This window comes from uncultured Roseibium sp. (assembly GCF_963675095.2).
Lineage (GTDB): Bacteria > Pseudomonadota > Alphaproteobacteria > Rhizobiales > Stappiaceae > Roseibium.
The window spans coordinates 1-14,007 of the sequence record NZ_CAXXSJ010000045.1 but is presented as its reverse complement, the minus strand read 5'-3'; the positions used below and the strand labels follow the sequence as shown (position 1 = coordinate 14,007).

Annotated in this window: 13 protein-coding genes and 4 pseudogenes; 2 read left to right on the top strand and 15 right to left on the bottom strand. The window is 62.3% G+C overall.

What is annotated here, in order from left to right:
- Nucleotides 1–69: 69 nt before the first annotated feature.
- The 3 genes from ABIN98_RS16530 to ABIN98_RS16520 form a co-directional block, all read right to left on the bottom strand.
- Nucleotides 70–648 (bottom strand): TIGR00725 family protein, encoded by a 579-nt coding sequence (locus tag ABIN98_RS16530; RefSeq protein WP_346911685.1) that lies wholly within the window; start codon nucleotides 646–648, stop codon nucleotides 70–72.
- 8 nt (nucleotides 649–656) lie between these two features.
- On the bottom strand, nucleotides 657–1,721 hold the full coding sequence (locus tag ABIN98_RS16525) for a carbohydrate kinase family protein (protein ID WP_346911684.1): 1,065 nt from the start codon (nucleotides 1,719–1,721) through the stop codon (nucleotides 657–659).
- Nucleotides 1,722–2,007: 286 nt separating this feature from the next.
- Nucleotides 2,008–3,027: an aldo/keto reductase gene (locus ABIN98_RS16520; protein WP_346911683.1), complete on the bottom strand. Its 1,020-nt coding sequence runs from the start codon at nucleotides 3,025–3,027 to the stop codon at nucleotides 2,008–2,010.
- A gap of 373 nt (nucleotides 3,028–3,400) precedes the next feature.
- On the opposite strand from ABIN98_RS16520, the gene ABIN98_RS16515 reads away from it, so the two are divergent.
- Together ABIN98_RS16515 and ABIN98_RS16510 are read left to right on the top strand one after the other, a co-directional pair.
- Nucleotides 3,401–4,189 carry a GntR family transcriptional regulator gene (locus tag ABIN98_RS16515; protein WP_346911682.1) on the top strand — a complete coding sequence of 263 codons (789 nt, stop codon included), beginning with the start codon at nucleotides 3,401–3,403 and terminating at the stop codon, nucleotides 4,187–4,189.
- A 146-nt stretch (nucleotides 4,190–4,335) separates the two neighbouring features.
- On the top strand, nucleotides 4,336–5,256 hold the full coding sequence (locus ABIN98_RS16510) for an NAD(P)-dependent oxidoreductase (protein WP_346911681.1): 921 nt from the start codon (nucleotides 4,336–4,338) through the stop codon (nucleotides 5,254–5,256).
- A 34-nt stretch (nucleotides 5,257–5,290) separates the two neighbouring features.
- On the opposite strand, the gene ABIN98_RS16505 is transcribed toward ABIN98_RS16510, so the two are convergent.
- The 12 genes and pseudogenes from ABIN98_RS16505 to ABIN98_RS16450 all read right to left on the bottom strand — a co-directional run.
- The gene (locus ABIN98_RS16505) at nucleotides 5,291–6,790 is read right to left on the bottom strand and encodes a mannitol dehydrogenase family protein (protein WP_346911680.1); all 1,500 of its coding nucleotides are present in this window, start codon (nucleotides 6,788–6,790) and stop codon (nucleotides 5,291–5,293) included.
- 96 nt (nucleotides 6,791–6,886) lie between these two features.
- Nucleotides 6,887–7,660, bottom strand: a complete 774-nt coding sequence (locus ABIN98_RS16500; protein WP_346911679.1) for an L-iditol 2-dehydrogenase — start codon at nucleotides 7,658–7,660, stop codon at nucleotides 6,887–6,889.
- A pseudogene (locus tag ABIN98_RS16495) lies at nucleotides 7,660–8,611 on the bottom strand (ABC transporter ATP-binding protein). Before ABIN98_RS16495 ends, ABIN98_RS16500 begins: the two are co-directional and overlap by 1 nt.
- Before the next feature lie 59 nt (nucleotides 8,612–8,670).
- Nucleotides 8,671–9,464, bottom strand: a pseudogene (locus ABIN98_RS16490) (carbohydrate ABC transporter permease).
- 37 nt (nucleotides 9,465–9,501) lie between these two features.
- A pseudogene (locus ABIN98_RS16485) lies at nucleotides 9,502–10,334 on the bottom strand (carbohydrate ABC transporter permease).
- Nucleotides 10,335–10,444: 110 nt separating this feature from the next.
- Nucleotides 10,445–10,627, bottom strand: coding sequence for a hypothetical protein (locus tag ABIN98_RS16480; RefSeq protein ID WP_346911678.1), 183 nt, complete (start codon nucleotides 10,625–10,627; stop codon nucleotides 10,445–10,447).
- Between the two features lie 83 nt (nucleotides 10,628–10,710).
- Nucleotides 10,711–11,148 (bottom strand): extracellular solute-binding protein, encoded by a 438-nt coding sequence (locus ABIN98_RS16475; RefSeq protein ID WP_346911677.1) that lies wholly within the window; start codon nucleotides 11,146–11,148, stop codon nucleotides 10,711–10,713.
- A gap of 280 nt (nucleotides 11,149–11,428) precedes the next feature.
- On the bottom strand, nucleotides 11,429–11,725 hold the full coding sequence (locus tag ABIN98_RS16470; protein ID WP_346911676.1) for an extracellular solute-binding protein: 297 nt from the start codon (nucleotides 11,723–11,725) through the stop codon (nucleotides 11,429–11,431).
- 376 nt (nucleotides 11,726–12,101) lie between these two features.
- Nucleotides 12,102–12,761 (bottom strand): annotated as a pseudogene (locus ABIN98_RS16465) (sugar-binding transcriptional regulator).
- 260 nt (nucleotides 12,762–13,021) lie between these two features.
- Complete coding sequence (locus ABIN98_RS16460; RefSeq protein WP_346911675.1) at nucleotides 13,022–13,504, bottom strand: HAD-IA family hydrolase; 483 nt, start codon at nucleotides 13,502–13,504, stop codon at nucleotides 13,022–13,024.
- Entirely contained in the window at nucleotides 13,501–13,698 is a 198-nt protein-coding gene (locus ABIN98_RS16455) for a hypothetical protein (protein ID WP_346911674.1), read from the bottom strand. Before ABIN98_RS16455 ends, ABIN98_RS16460 begins: the two co-directional genes overlap by 4 nt.
- Before the next feature lie 93 nt (nucleotides 13,699–13,791).
- A partial coding sequence (locus ABIN98_RS16450) for a hypothetical protein (RefSeq protein ID WP_346911673.1) occupies nucleotides 13,792–14,007 on the bottom strand: 216 nt, incomplete at its 5' end.

Below are 14,007 nucleotides of genomic sequence, written 5' to 3'. Positions count from 1 at the left end.
TTTTGCTCCTGGTTCTGGAAGGAAGGGAAGGAAACCTTTTTTATTGTTTTGTTTGTCCACGGAGGCTGCTCATTGGCCGGCAGCTCCTGTGAATGCTTCAAGTCTCGTGCCAAGACGCGGTTCACTCGCGCGTTTGACCGCGGTGGCGACCGCTTCTTCGGGTGTCGAGGCAAAGCTGATCGCGACGACGCGGCGTTCGTCGAGCCAGCAGCCTTCATCGAGAGAGGTCTTCAGCCGGTCGGCCCATCCGGTGGTGCCTTCGAGCACCACGACGGGAACGCCGGAATCATAGGCGATGGTGACTTCGTTCAGGGTGCCGACGCCGCCGCCGATCATGATGATGCTGTCGCAGCCACGCGCGGTCAGAATGTTGCGGATCGTTCCCATGCCGGTGGGAAAGACGATGGACACGTAAGGATTGGCCTTGGACTTGTCGGCATAGGGCAGGAAGCCCACCGTCAGGCCGCCGTTTTCGGCTGCCCCCTTGCAGGAGGCTTCCATGACGCCGCCGGTGCCGCCGCCGACCAGCACCGCGCCGGCCTCAGCGATCCCACGCCCGACCTGGTAGGCGGTGTCCAGGACAGGCGCGGGAAGGCTTTCCCCCGGACGGGAGCTGCGGCCAATCACTCCGATTGTCATCTTCTGCATGGCGGCACCTATGTGTTCGCGGTGGTGTTGGAAAGAACGGACGCGCCGGCAGGCACAGGGCTAAGCGATAGCGCGGAGCCGTCGAGCCGTTCGGCCGCGGCGCGTAATTGCTTTGCCCGCTCCCGGGTCTGCTCGGGGGCAATCTCGACGAGATCCAGAGGGTCGGCCGTGGCAACGGCAAAGGACGCTGCCGCCGATCCGAGGGCTGCGGCCTCGACCAGGTCCCCGGTCAGAGCCATGCCGGCGAGGAAGCCGCCGCAGAACGTGTCGCCGGCCCCGGTGGGGTCCACAGGAGATCCGGGATAGGCCGGCACGCGCCACAGTGCGTCGCTATCCTTGACGAAGACGCCGTCGGCGCCGGCTTTCAGCACGATGGTCCGGGCGCCGATGTCGGTCAGCTCCTGCAGGATTTCCGGGATCTCCGCCTGGGGCGCGATAACGTCGAAGTCGGAGGTGCTCGGCAGAAACACGTCGAGTGCGCCGAGCGTTTCCGACAATTTTGCAAACGGGTTTTCGATCAGGTCGGACCGCGCCGGACAATCCGACTGCAGGTAACCGGAGGCTCCACCAAGATGGGCGACCATTTCCCGGTGACGGTGCAGGGGCAGGAGCGGCAGGTGCCAGAAATCGGCTTCCTCGAGCCACTCGGTGGGCACATCCTTGGCCGTCGGAGCACCGAGCGGCAGGATGTCCGGGCGCGAGGTGGTGTCGACGAAGGCGGCCTGAACGTCCTCGGGCAGCTGGCGTATCATGTGGTCCGGGACCGGCTGGATGCGGGAACCGTCCGGCAGATGGGCGAAGGTCACGCGCACCGGATGCGGGCGGTCGATCTTCCTGATCGAGCGGGTGTCGAGCCCGGCGTTGGTGAGAATGTCGAGAACATGTGCCGGATAGTCGTTGCCGACGATGGCAAGCACCCGCGGCGCAAGCCCGCAGATCAGGGCTCCGAGCGAGGACCAGAGGGCATTTCCGCCGACCTTGCCGACAACGGGACGTCCGTCCGGCGCCAGTATGCTGTCGATGCTGAAAGATCCTGCAACAGCAAGAACGGGGGCGGGCGAAACGGCGGACATCGGATTCCTTTGCAGCATGTTGGGCTGAGAGAGGGAGCGTGAAGATGCGCAACATCTAGCCATGCATAAAATCTAGAGCCAAGTTTTGTTCATTGTCCAACAATAAATTTTGCGGACCAGCATGAACTTTATGCAGGCAGGTGGTCAGATGACCCAAAAATTAGGCAATGGAGGTTTTCGTCGGGTGCTGAAGGCACAAAAAAACCGCCCGGCCTGTTCAGGTCGGGCGGTAAATTTAGGTGGGATTTTCGTTTTTGTTATTCGGTGAGCTGCCGGAAGCGCCCTGTCAGGCGGTTTCGCGGGTCGTGCGTCTTTGGTCTGCCTGCAGGCTTGGTGGTGCCCAGCCGGCGTTGCGCGGGTCGACATAGTCGCCCGGAGCGATTACCTGGTCGATCGCGTCGAGTACGTCCGTCGTCAGGGTAATGCCGTCCGCGGTCAGGAGCTGATCGAGCTGTTCCGGCGTCCTCGGGCCGAGGAGAACGGATGTGACTGCCGGATGCTCCAGTGTCCATGCAAGGCTCATCTGCATCATGGTCAGGCCGGCCGCATCGGCAATCTCCGCCAGGGCTTCGACCATGGCGAGCTTGCGCTCGTCATCCGCGCGCACGAACGGGTTGCCGCTGGCAGCGCGGGAATCGCCGGGGACCGGTTTGCCGCGTCGGTATTTGCCGGTCAGCCAGCCGCCGTTCAGCGGGCTCCAGACCAGGGTGCCGATGCCGTATTGGCGACAAACCGGAAGGACGGCACGCTCGATGCCGCGGACAAAGATCGAATAGGGAGCCTGTTCGCTGACAAAAGGCGCGGCGCCCAGCTTTTCGGCCGCCCACTGGCTTTGAACGATCAGCTCAGCGGGGAATACGGACGAGCCCGCAAAGCGGACCTTGCCCGCCTGGATGAGTTCGTCGAAGGCTGCGACCGTTTCCTCGATCGGCGTCTTGGGATCCGGGCGGTGCAACTGATAGAGGTCGATGTAGTCGGTGTTAAGCCGGCGCAGGCTGTCTTCAACGGCCTGGGTCATCCAGCGCCGGGAGCCGCCGGAGCGTGTCGGATCGCCGTTCATCGGCAGGCCGAGCTTGGTTGCCAGGACGACCTTGTCGCGCTTGCCGCGCAGGGCCAGGCCGAGTGCTTCCTCGACGGCGCCGTTGTCGTAGATATCGGCTGTGTCGATCAGGTTCATGCCGCAATCGATGGCCTGATCCACCAGTTTTGCCGCCTCAGTTGGGGTTTGTGAGGTCAGTAGCGACATGGTCCCGAAGCCGAAGCGTGAGACCTTGGGGCCGCGTGTGCCCAGTGGGGTGGTTTGCATGAGGTCGTCTCCGGTAGGTTGCCTGGATTCGGGTCCAGGGTGTTTCATGCGTGCGATAGGGTTTTGCGTCGCACAAAATTATGGTTCATTATGATACTCAATGGCTATGTGACCACATCATTGTTTATTATTCAACATTGGATAATTATGAGGAAAGCCGTTTTTGGGAAATTGAGTTTGCCGACGCGGTGGCATAGTTAGGTTGTAGGGCAAGGAACCTGGGACAGCTGTTCGTTGAGTGAAGTCGCCTTGCCGCGGCGATACCGGGACGGACGTTCCTCTCCAGGTTCGCCTGCCAATCTGCCGGAATTCGGCGGAAAAACTTCAGCGCACCGATCGTTGTCCGGTCCGGAGGTGCTGCAGGAAAGAGACGATGGCAGAAGAACAACAGCTTCGCGTTCGGCCGGTCCGGGACCGGCGCCCCCTGTCGGTGCAGGTCTATGATCAGCTTGTCGAGGCGTTGCGCAAGCAGGGCAAACCCGGAGACCTGATCCCGCCGGAGCTGGAGCTTTCCGCGGAACTCGGCGTCAGCCGGACCGTGCTGCGCGAGGCGCTGCGCCTGCTGGAGGAAGACGGCATCATCGAGCGTGGTGTCGATCCACGCCGCCGGCAACTGGCGCTGCCGTCATCGCGTCCGCCTGCCTTCAATGCGCCGCTTGAAGATATGCTCCATGCCGCGGGGCCGATCACCATCAAGGTGGTGCGCACCGAACCGATTGCGCCGACCGCCTGGAGCAAGGCCCTCCTGGAACTTGAAGACGACTCTGTTGAACTGCTCTGTCAGGAAAGCCTGTTCCTGCTGGGAGACGAGCCGGTCGCTTCCGCGCTGGAAGTCGTCCCTGTCACGGATAACGGCATTGCCTCCCGCGCAGCCGGTGGCGAAGCCGCGAACCGGACGATGCTGTCGGTGCTCGGGCCGCAGTTCCGCTCGAAATGCGTGCCGACCCTGTGGCGCCTTTCGGCCGCCTCTTCCGGCGGCGGATCGCGCAAGGGGTTCTCGAAGCTGCGCGGCGACATTGCCGTCACCAGCCTGACCTCGGTCCTCAGCCGGCATGGCAAGCCGGTGTTTCTCGGCAAGCACCTGTTGCGCCTGGATCTGGTGTCCCTGACGGTCGGGGAAACCGCGTCGGATATCGATCCGCTGCTCTGGGAAGTCCCCTGATCAGGTAACCCCGCTGCCGGGTGTTCAACTCCCGTGTCACCGGCGCCGCATGTCTTTTCTGACCTATCTGATTTTCTGAAGTCGCTCTTAAGAAATATTCGTTTTTCTTAAGAATGGGCCGTGGCTAGGGTCCTGTGCCAAGACGGATGAACATGCAGAAGGAACCCGCCATGATATATCCGGTACCAATTGGATTTATCGGCATTGGGACCATGGGCGAGCCGATGGCTCTGAATCTCGTCCGGTCCGGCACACCGCTCGTTGTGTGGAACCGAACGCCCGAGCGGTGCGAGCCTCTGGAGCAGGTGGGGGCACAGGTCGCCGAGGATGCCGCCGATCTCTTTGCGCAATGCGAGACGATCATCCTGATGTTGGCTGATGGTGCATCGACGGACGCCGTGCTCGACCGCGGCGGAGCCGGTTTTTCGAAGCGGGTCGACGGTCGCACGATCGTTGCCATGGGCACAGTGTCGGCCGATTATTCCCGCGGCCTGGGAGCGGACATTCGCGCCGCCGGAGGCCGTTACGTGGAAGCGCCGGTTTCCGGCTCGCGCAAGCCTGCGGAGGCAGGACAGCTGGTCGGCCTGCTGGCGGGCGAGGCGGAAGATCGCGAACGCATTCGCCTCCTGCTTTCGCCGATGTGCCGCGAGGTATTCGATTGCGGATTGGTCCCCGGCGCCTTGCATATGAAGCTTGCGGTGAACACGTTCCTGATCACACTGGTCACGGGCCTGGCGGAGGCGTCACATTTCGCCGCTCGGCATGACCTCGACATGGATCGCTTCGTGGATATTCTGAACGCCGGACCCATGGCGAGCGATGTGTCCCGGGTCAAGGCAGCCAAGATCCTGCATCGGGACTTCTCACGCCAGGCAGGCATTTCCGACGTCCTGAAGAACAGCCGTCTCGTGGTCGAGGCCGCCCGCGACGCCACGATTGCCTCGCCACTGATGGACCTCTGCTTCGCGCTCTACAGCGAGACCGAAGCTCTGGGCCTTGGAGAGGACGATATGATCTCGGTTGTCCGGGCGATCGAGGAGCGTACCGGGGCTTTAGCGCACTCCTGATCTTCCTTCGGCCGGACAGCGTTGCAGCATTGGTTTACCGGGAAAGCGGTATCGGCTCTGATTCCGGGTCCTGGAGAAAACGTTGCAGCACCGCCCGTGCACCGTCCCGCCAGATCGTCTCCAGTTGCCGGGAAAACGCGGCCCTGAACCTTTCGTCCCGGCCGAGATCCCCGAAGACCTCTCCGATCTCCAGGAAGGCAATGGGGTCGTCATGGGCGGCGAGTGCGGCGGATTGGAGGATGTCCCTGCGTTCGTCTTCCAGTGGGATATCGTTCGCGGCGACCGCGGTTTCGGCGCAATAGCGGCACCAGAAGGCAACTTCCAGCGCAAGGCCGTCAATGGACCGGCCGGCGCGCAGGGCGTCGGTGATCGTCGGCAGGATGAATTTCGGCTGCCGGTTGGACCCGTCCAGGCACAGCCGCGCAATGGTGTCGCCGACGGCCGGATTGGCGAACCGCTCCGCACAGGTTTCCAGATAGGTGTCGAAGGAAATACCCGTGATCTCCGGCACCACCGGGATGACCTCGGTGCGGATCAGCCGACGCAGCCATTCGGCGATATCGGGATCGGCCATGGCCTCGTGGACATAGGTATGGCCCAGGAGTGCCGACGGATAGGCAATGGCCGCATGGCCGCCGTTCAGGATGCGGAGCTTCATCAGTTCGTAAGGGGCGACATCCTTGACGAACTCGACGCCAACCTCCTCTAGGCGCGGGCGCCCGGCGGGAAAGCGGTCCTCCATCACCCATTGCCGGAATGGTTCGCAGGCAACGGGTGCGGCATCCGTAATGCCGAACTTGTCCTGCACCAGTGCCCGTTCCCGGTCCGAGGTTGCTGGTGTGATGCAGTCGACCATGCTGTTGGGGAAGGCGACATCGGCCTCGATCCAGGCGGCCAGGTCCGGCGTCATCAGGCGGGCCAGGCCGATCACGGCCTGCCGGGCTACGTGGCCGTTTTCGGGAAGGTTGTCGCAGGAGAGGATTGTGAAGGGCGGAATGCCCTTGTCCTTGCGCAGTCCGAGCGCGGTGATCAGGATGCCGAAGACCGTCTGCGGGTCGCCCGGGTTTTCCACGTCATGGGCGATGTCCGGATGCGTGCCGTCAAAGCCGCCGGTCTTGGCGTCGACGTAATAGCCGCCCTCGGTAATGGTCAACGACACGATCCGGATCTCCGGTCGAACCAGCGTCGCGATCAGGCTGGTCGGGTCGGTTTCCGCAAAGTCGATCATGGCGCCGGTGATGCGGGCGCTCAGCCCGTGGGGGTCCAGTTCGACGATGGTCGTCAGCCAGTCCTGAGGCGCCAGCCGTTCGCGCATGGCCGCGTCATAGGGCTTGATACCGGCGCCGATCAGGGCCCAGTCATGGTCGAGCCCCTTGTTGAACAGCCGGTCCAGATAGACCGCCTGATGGGCCCGGTGAAAGTTGCCGACACCGATGTGCACAATGCCCGCAGTGAGATCTTCACGGGCATAGGCCGGCTTTTCGACATTCGCGTCGATGGCCGGCAGGGTGGACAGGGACAAGATACTTGCCACGTTCGCCTCTTATGTCTTGGTCCATGTCCCGACGGCGGCCTGCTGTCGGGACATGGACAGGGAGTGCGGGGCCGGAGGGAGGGCCGGACCCCGCGGTCAACTCATCCAGTTTCCGCCGTCGACGTTGTAGGTCTGGGCGACGATGTAATCGCTTTCCGGGCCGGCCAGGAAAACCGCCATACCGGTCAGGTCTTCGGCGGTTCCCATGCGGCCATAGGGCACTGCTTCGCCGACAAGGCGTTTCTTCTCGCCGGGGGCTAAGTGCTCGTATTTGGCAAACAGCGCGTCGACGCCGTCCCAGTGTTCGCCGTCGACGACGCCGGGCGCGATCGCGTTCACGTTGATGCCGTGTTTGATCAGGTCGAGGCCGGCGGACTGGGTCAGGCTGATGACGGCGGCCTTGGTGGCGCAGTAGACGGCAACCAGGGGCTCGCCGCGGCGTCCCGCCTGGCTCGCCATGTTGATGATCTTTCCGCCCTTGCCGCGTTCGATCATGGCTTTCGCGACCGCCTGCAGCGTGAACAGGCAGCCGGCGACGTTGATCGAAAGAGCCGGTCGTAAACTGTCGCGGGTGATCTCGACGATGGGGGCAAGGTCGAACAGAGCAGCATTGTTGATCAGAATGTCGATCCCGCCGAAATCTCGAACCGCGGCGGCAACCGCGTCGTCGATCGCGGCCTGGCTGGTGACGTCCAGAAAACAGGCATGGGCCTTCGGCCCGATGTCCGCGGCGGTCTGCTTCGCCCGGGCCAGAGCGATATCGGCGATGACGACCGTGGCGCCTTCGCGCACATAGGCTTCCGCAAAAGCCCTGCCGATGCCGCGTGCGGCACCGGTGATCAGGCCGTCTTGTCCGCCAGACCGCTGCATCAGATGGTCTTTCCGCTCGCGTCGAAACGGTGCAGATGTTCTGCGGCCGGAGAGATGAAGACCGTATCGCCATGATGGATGCCGGCTTCGCCCTGTGTGCGGACCGTCAACGGATCCATGCCGTTGACGTTCACATAGAGGAAGGTGTCGGACCCCAGATGCTCGGCAACGGTCACCCTGCCCTTCCATGCCCCTTCGGTCGTCGACAGGGTCAGGTGTTCTGGGCGAATGCCGATGGTGTGGGCGCCGTGCTTGCCGGCCTCCGCGCCGGAGATGAAGTTCATCTTCGGCGAGCCTATGAAGCCGGCGACGAACTGGTTCGCCGGAGACCGGTAGAGGTCCAGCGGTGAGCCCACCTGCTCGATCCGGCCTGCGTGCAGCACGACGATCTTGTCGGCCATGGTCATCGCCTCGACCTGATCGTGGGTCACGTAGATCATGGTAGTCGCGAGCGACTGGTGCAGTTCGGAGATTTCCAGGCGCATGTTCACCCGAAGTGCCGCATCCAGGTTCGACAGGGGTTCGTCGAACAGGAAGGCGGAGGGTTCCCGCACGATGGCCCGTCCGATGGCGACGCGCTGTCGCTGGCCGCCGGACAGACTGGCCCGGACGGCGGTCGAGATAGTCGGTCAGGTTCAGGGTCTTGGCGGCGGAGGTGACCCGCCGTTCCTGTTCGGCCGGATCCATCTTCGCCATCTTCAGCGGGAAGGCGATGTTCTTGCGCACCGACATATGCGGATAGAGCGCATAGGACTGGAACACCATGGCAAGACCGCGCTTGGCGGGCGGAACCTCGGTGGCATCGCGGCCATCGATCTCGATCACGCCGGAGGTGACGTCTTCAAGGCCTGCGATCAGGCGCAGGAGTGTGGACTTGCCGCAGCCGGACGGGCCGACGAAGACGACGAATTCCCCGTCTTCGATCTCCAGATCCAGCGATGGAATGACCATGGCCTCGCCAAAGGCCTTGGTGACGTTCTTGAGTGAAATCTTTTCCCATCGTTCGGCTCCTACTTCACAGCGCCAAAGGTCAGGCCGCGCACCAGCTGTTTCTGGCTGAACCAGCCGAGAACAAGGATCGGAGCGATGGCGAGGGTCGAGGCGGCGGACAGTTTTGCGTAGAACAGGCCTCCGGGCTGGAATAGCTGGCGATGAAGGCCGTGAGCGGTGCCGCCTTGGCCGCCGTCAGGTTGAGGGTCAGAAGCCTCGTTCCGGCGAGGATGATGTTGAGCAGAAGGGTCGAGGCAATGCCCGGCACTGCCATGGGGGTGAGCACGTGGACCACTTCCTCCCACAGGCCGGCGCCATCCATGCGGGCCGCTTCCAGGATCTCGCCCGGGAATTTCCTTGAAGTAGGTGAACAGCATCCAGACGATGATCGGCAGGTTGATCAGGGTCAGGACGATCACCAGGCCGAGCCGCGTGTCCAGCAGTCCGCCGTCGCGGAACAGCAGGTAGATCGGGATCAGGACGCCGACGGGGGGAAGCATCTTGGTGGACAGCATCCACATCAGCACGTCCTTGGTCCGTTTGCCCGGCACGAAGGCCATGGACCAGGCGGCCGGGATGGCGATCGCCAGTCCCAGAAGGGTCGAGCCGACGGAGATGATCACCGAGTTCATGAAATGCAGGAAGTAGTTCGACCTGGAATTCACTTCCGCATAGTTCTCCAGCGTCCAGTCGAAAAACAGAACTTCGGCGGGAGGCAATGGCCTCGGCTCGGTCTTGAAGCTGGTCCAGGATCGTCCACAGGATCGGGGAAGAAGATTGCGATGCCGACGGCCCAGGCGACGATCGTCACCAGGGTCTTGCGCCGGTTTGAAACACTAGCCGTGCCATGCTCAGGCCTCCAGGTTCTTGCCGATCATCCGCATCAGGAAGACAGCAACGATGTTGGCCAGGATGACGGCAACGATGCCGCCGGCGGAGCCGCGCCCACGTCGAACTGCAGCAGCGACTGGGCGTAGACGAGATAGGTGATGTTGGTCGAGGCATAGCCCGGACCGCCGTTGGTGGTGACCAGGATTTCGGCGAAGACCGACAGCAGGAAGATGGTCTGGATCAGGATCACGACCGTGATCGCGCGGGCCATGTGCGGCAGGACGATATAGATGAACCGGTTGCCGAATTGGCGCCGTCCATCTCGGACGCCTCGAGCTGTTCCTGGTCGAGCGACTGCAGGGCGGTCAGCAGGATCAGGGTGGCAAAGGGCAGCCACTGGCAGGCGACGATCAGGATGATCGAGGCGAGCGAGGGCATGGGCGAGGAAATCGAACGGCTCAAGCCCCAGCCCCTTGGCCAGATGGGCAAACAGGCCGTTCACCGGGTTCATGAACATGTTCTTCCACACCAGCGCGGAGACCGTCGGCATGACGAAGAACGGGGCAATCACCAGGATACGGACGATGCCCTGGCCCCAGAACGGCTGATCGAGCAGCAGGGCCAGCGCCGTTCCGCCGACGATGGTGATGACGAGTACGCCCACCGACCAGCAGCAGGGTGTTGGCCAGAGCCGCGAAAAACCGCGGGGTCGGTGAGAAAGAATTCGTAGTTGGTGAAGCGATGAACTCTTCCATTCCCGGCATCAGCAGATTGTAGCTGAGAACGAGAAATAGATGGTCATGGAGAGCGGAACGATCATCCAGCCGAGCAATAAATCACGCAGGTGAGTCATGAACCGCGCCGCAATGCGGGAATGAGCGGTTGCATTGGTCCAGCCAATCGAAAAGGAGCGAGAAAAGAGCGGCCGCCCCCGGCTGGAGCCGGCCCGAGTTTAGGCATCGCTTATTTGATGTAACCGGCCTTCTTCATGGTGCGCTCGGTTACCATCTGGGCGTTCTTCAGCGCCTGATCCGCGGTCACGGAGCCCGCAAGCGCAGCTGAGAACTGCTGGCCCACGGCCGTGCCGAGCCCCTGGAATTCGGGAATGGCAACGAACTGGACGCCGACGTAAGGGACTTCGTCCACGGTCGGATGCTGCGGGTCGGCGGCGTTGATTGCTTTCCAGCGTCATCTTGGCGAAGGGCGCGGCCTCCTGATACGTCGCATTCTCATAGAGCCGAGGTGCGGGTTCCGGGAGGAACGTTTGCCCAGCCTTCCTTTTCGGCGACGAGGTTCAGATAGTCCTTGGACGTCGCCCAATCGATGAACTTCTTGGCCGCGTCCACCTTCTGGAACCGGCGGGGATGGCGAGGTTCCAGGCCCACAGCCAGTTGCCGCGCTTTGCCGAGACCGTTGTCCGGCGCCAGGGCGAAACCAACCTTGTCGGCGACCGTGGAATCCTTCGGATTGGTGACGAAGGAAGCGGCCACCGTCGCATCGATCCACATGCCGCACTTGCCGGTCTGGAACAGGGACAGGTTCTCGTTGAAGCCGTTGTTGGAGGCGCCCGGAGGACCGTAGTTGTTCATCAGATCGAGATAGTCGGTCAGCGTCGCCTTCCAGGCTTCGCTGTTCCGAACTGGGGCTTCCAGTCCATGTCGAACCATTTGGCGCCGTAGGAATTGGACATGCGGTGAGGAAGGCCATGTTCTCGCCCCAGCCGGCCTTGCCCCGCAGGCAGATGCCGTAGACCTCGTTGTCCTTGTCGGTCATGGCCGCCGCGGCCTCTTGATGAAGTCCCAGGTCGGCGCATCCGGCATTTCCATCATTGTTGGCCTTCTGCATCAGGTCGGTGCGGTACATGACCATGGAGCTTTCGCCGTAGAACGGGGCGCATAGAGCTTGCCGTCGACGGTCAGGCCGCCGCGGATCGCGGGAAGCAGGTCATCAACATCGTAGGACGCGGGCAGGTCGTTCAGATCGACCAGCCAGCCCTGCTTCGCCCAGATCGGGGGCTTCATAGGTGCCGATGGTCATGATGTCGTACTGGCCGCCCTTGGTGGCGATGTCGGTGGTCACGCGCTGGCGCAGGACATTTTCCTCAAGCGTGACCCATTCCAGTTCGATACCCGGATTCTTCGCGGTGAAATCATCCGTCAGCTTCTGCATGCGGATCATGTCGCCGTTGTTGACGGTCGCGATGGTGAGTTTTTCGGCGAGCGCGGGCGAAACAGCCAGCGTCAATGCGGTCGCCCCCCAAGAGGGCGCGTACGAAAACGGTCATGATTTCCTCCCAAAGCTCACTTGTGAGCATTTGCTAATTTAACGGGCAAATTCTCACAAATGTGCGTAGTTGCGTCAAGATGGTCCGGCCTTCCTGCGACGGACTTTCGTTGCTGCGGCGCAAAATTTTGTTTTATTTCTGGGAGTTAGTCAGACGGAAAATTGAGCGTCGACAGAAAACGACGTGCCGAATGCCGGTTTTCCAGGTCGATTTGGACGGCGTCATGAGCCATGTGAATGCAATCTATGAGGTGTGTGAAACTATATTATCAATCAAATATGAGCCCGATTAGCCCGCCAGAAGACTTTCGCGGTGGCCTCGTTGTGATCAGGCCACTCAGGAGACGGCCGCGCAGGGCGCCGGCGATGCCGGGACCTTCAGTTCGCCGGCGGCGATGCCGATCACGGTTCGGGACTCCGCAGGCTCCAGAGGTGCGCTGGCCACCCGGCTGTTGGTCAGGCCTTCGATCAACCGGCCGTCGCGGTCATAGACCCAGCTGGTGATTTCGCCGACCGCGCCGGCGGCGGTGAGATCGTTCAATTCGGTGAGGTCGATGAAGCCGTCGACATAGAGCGGTGCGGTTTCATCCATGTTGCCGACGCCGACGAAGGTCACGTCGGCCTGGGCGGAGAGTTCCAGGATGTTGTGTACCGGCTCAAGTCCGTGGAGCAAGGTGCGTTCTTCGCTCGAGCGGGCAAAGACCGGGAGCGGCATCGGGTAGTGGGTCGCGTTGACCCGGTCCGCCATGCGGATGATGACGTTATAGGCCGATGCCGAGCCGTCGAAGTTCATGTTGCCGAGCAGGGACACGATCTTGTGCTGCGGGCAGTCCATCAGCGGCAGCTGCTCGACGAGGCCTCAGCGTCCGCCCGTGCCGAAGGCGATGATCTTCGGATCGGGGCATTTCAGATGCCGTTCCATCTCTGCCGCTGCCGCCTGGGCCAGGCCGACAATGGAATATGGGTCAGCAGGGTCGCTCGGGACGATCTCGCACATTTCCAGCCCGAAATGGTTCTTCATCCGGGCGGCGAGTTCCATGCAGCGGGCGATCGGATGGTCGAGCCGGACCTTGATCAGTTGCTCGCTGACGGCAAGCGAAACGAGACGCTGGGCCGACTGCTCGAGACGCCGAGCTTGCGGGCGATTTCGTCCTGGGTGTTGCCGGCGACGTAGTACAGCCAACCCGCGCGGGCCGCGTCATCCAGGCGCGTCGCATCGATGTCCGTCTTGGGCGCCATACTCGGTTCCGTCAGCGATCAGCGTTTTTTCAACTCTGGGGCCATATCAAAAAAAGACGGCCAAGTGTCAAAAAAACGGAACCGGTGTGTCAACTCCTGACCGAGAATATCGGTCTGATCCAGATGACTGCCGCCGACGAAATGCCAGACCTTCATGCCCGCGGCACGCGCTGCTTCGATGCCGGGGCCGCTGTCCTCGATGACGAGGCAGGCTTCGGGCCGGGCGCCGCAGGTGGCGGCCGCATGGAGGAAAAGATCCGGTGCGGGCTTTCCGTGCTCGACCATGGACGCGGTAAAAACGGCGTCGCCGAAATACCGGTCCAGACCGGTCAGCTGGAGCGAGCGGGACGCCGCTCCGGGCTGCTGCTCGTGGCCACGCAGGCCCGGACGCCGAGATTGTCGAGAATGTCGAAGATGCCGGCAAACCGGCTTCAGGTCCGTCTCGAAAGCCGCGAGCAATTTCCGCCGGTAATCGGCCTCGAATGTTTCGGGCAGGTTCACGTTGAAGGTCGTTCGAATGTTCGCTGCGACCTTCGGAAAGCTCCTGCCCAGAAAGTTTGCCTTGAAATAGGGAAAGTCGCTTCAACGCCGAAGTCTTCCAGTGCCGCCATCAGTGTTTTGGCGCTGATGATCTCGCTGTCGATCAGAACGCCATCGCAGTCGAAAATCACGAGGTCGATTTCGCCGGAATCCACGGAGCGGGAGCATCCATTATCGTGAGAGATCGGGCATGGGTCTCGACAATCAGGGTTGCGAAGCGGGGCAGGGCCGTTGCCGGCGGCGGAAATCTACAGAGGATATGTGTCACCGCCAAGACTGCTCGTGCGCCTGGTTTCAAAGACCGGTAGCCGTCTTCGCTGCAAGAGCCTGCGGTCAAGGCTTCGCCTGACATGTTCGACGATGCCGTCGAACCGCGCCATGGCCTCCGTCTCCGCCCGGTCGACCGCATTCGCGCCCCGGAGCAGGCTGTCGAGGCAGATCATGTGGAGATCGCTCAGGCCGAT

Coding starts and splice junctions, on each gene's coding strand:
- ABIN98_RS16500 (WP_346911679.1), bottom strand. CDS start 7,660: ATGCAGCGGTCTGGCGGACAAGACGGCCTGATCACCGGTGCCGCACGC.
- ABIN98_RS16475 (WP_346911677.1), bottom strand. CDS start 11,148: ATGGTTCGACATGGACTGGAAGCCCCAGTTCGGAACAGCGAAGCCTGG.
- ABIN98_RS16510 (WP_346911681.1), top strand. CDS start 4,336: ATGAACATGCAGAAGGAACCCGCCATGATATATCCGGTACCAATTGGA.
- ABIN98_RS16530 (WP_346911685.1), bottom strand. CDS start 648: ATGCAGAAGATGACAATCGGAGTGATTGGCCGCAGCTCCCGTCCGGGG.
- ABIN98_RS16525 (WP_346911684.1), bottom strand. CDS start 1,721: ATGTCCGCCGTTTCGCCCGCCCCCGTTCTTGCTGTTGCAGGATCTTTC.
- ABIN98_RS16515 (WP_346911682.1), top strand. CDS start 3,401: ATGGCAGAAGAACAACAGCTTCGCGTTCGGCCGGTCCGGGACCGGCGC.
- ABIN98_RS16520 (WP_346911683.1), bottom strand. CDS start 3,027: ATGCAAACCACCCCACTGGGCACACGCGGCCCCAAGGTCTCACGCTTC.